The following is a 1598-nucleotide window of genomic DNA, read 5'->3' as shown; positions in this document are numbered from 1 at the left end:
GCTCGAAGCAAGCTTCAACGCCCTGAACGCCGGCATGGGCATCGATCCGGCATTACGCGCGAACAGCAACCTGCAACTCGTGGTCGCCTGGATGCTGGCGCGTATCGACTGGCTGCACGCGCAGCGCAGTCAACTGGAAGGCGCGCTGCAATCGCTCTATGGCGTCGACTGGAAACAGGCGGTTCAGCCGCTGGCGCCCGCTGAAGTCTCGGCCCGCCTGAGAGCGCACGACGCCGACAGCAATGACGTGAACACCGGGGCGCAGGCGACATGACGATGCTGGCCGTGAACCACCTGACGCCGGTGGTCGGCATCGACGTGCATTGGGTCAATCTGCCGCCGTCGCCCGCGCCTGTTCCGCTGCCGCACCCGCACGTGGGCGTGGTGCTGGATTTACGCGAGTACGCGAATGCGGCGCTGGCGGTCATGGGCAGCATCGTGTTCAGCTTCGTCGAGGAGCAGGTCGAGGCGTTCGTGCAGACCCACGAGCAGCAGATCGCCGATGTGATGAACAGCGATCTGGTCCAGTCGGGCCTGGGGGCGGTCGACGCCGTCATGAAAAATGATGTCGTCCAAGGCGGCATGGATGCGCTGAAAGCGGCAAGCGCTGTGCAGCGGAAGGTGAGCGATGCCCTGGGGGGCCAGGTCGGATCGGGGGGCGGGGGCGCGCCGGTCACGATCAACGGCTTGCTGCGCGCCACGGCGGGCACGCACACGGTCCATGCGCCGGGCCTGCACTTTCCGTTGGGCGCGGGCTTTGCCGCATCGGATGCGAGGGGACCGTCGCAGGATGCGGAGTCGTTCATGGGCAGCCGCACCGTGCTGGCCAACGGCGACCCGATGTCGTTCCAGGCGCTGCCCGCGTTGAGTTGCTGGTGCGCGGGCATGCTGCCGATGTCGCACAACAGTGCGCATACGGAACGCAAGTACATGTCCTTGCCCACGGCCAAGATGCTGCCCATTCCGGCTGATCGTCCCGTGTTGGTGGGCGGCCCGCCCGTGATGAACATGATGGCGGTGGCGGCCGGACTGTTCAGGGCGTTCCGGGGCTCGGCGCTGGCCAAAAGGCTGTTCAAGAACTTCCCGTCGGGGTTCATCAAGTGCGTGATCTTCGACGCGGAGCCGGTCAACTCGATCACCGGCGAAGTGGTGGTGCAGCAGCACGATTTCACTATCGAGGGGCGCTTGCCGCTGGTGTGGGATCGGTACTACGCAAGTCACGACGAGATCCGGGGAAGCCTGGGCCACGGCTGGCGCAGTCCGGCCGACATTCGCGTGGACTTGCTGCGCGATCAGGGTCACGAGACCGTGCAATACAGCGCGGCCGTCACGTTTGCCGATCACGCCACTGCGTTCGATCAGATGCCGCACGAAAGCGGATGGCCCGCGCGGACGGTTGACCGCCAGCATGGTCATGCGCTTTACATCGAACATGACGAACTGCGCATTCGTACGCGGGCTGGTCTGGAATACGCGTTTGCTCTACCGGATGACTGGCGCGCACGCGTGCCATCTGTGGATCGGGGGCAGACGCTGGCTTTGCCGTTATCCCGGATGGCGGACCTGAATGGCAACGCCTGGCATATCGAGCGACGGAC

1 protein-coding gene and 1 pseudogene are annotated in these 1598 nt (G+C 65.3%); both read left to right on the top strand.

Translation table 11 applies throughout. From position 1 onward, the window contains the following. A pseudogene (locus QCE63_RS35425) lies at positions 1-274 on the top strand (hypothetical protein); the annotation flags it as partial. Beyond that, the coding region (locus tag QCE63_RS35420; protein ID WP_309839915.1) for a DUF6531 domain-containing protein at positions 271-1598 on the top strand (1328 nt) is incomplete at its 3' end. The pseudogene QCE63_RS35425 and the gene QCE63_RS35420, both read left to right, overlap by 4 nt.

It is taken from the genome of Caballeronia sp. LZ065, assembly GCF_031450975.1.
GTDB lineage: Bacteria > Pseudomonadota > Gammaproteobacteria > Burkholderiales > Burkholderiaceae > Caballeronia.
The sequence above is the reverse complement of the archived record's forward strand: the minus strand, read 5'-3'. Positions and strand labels throughout refer to the sequence as shown.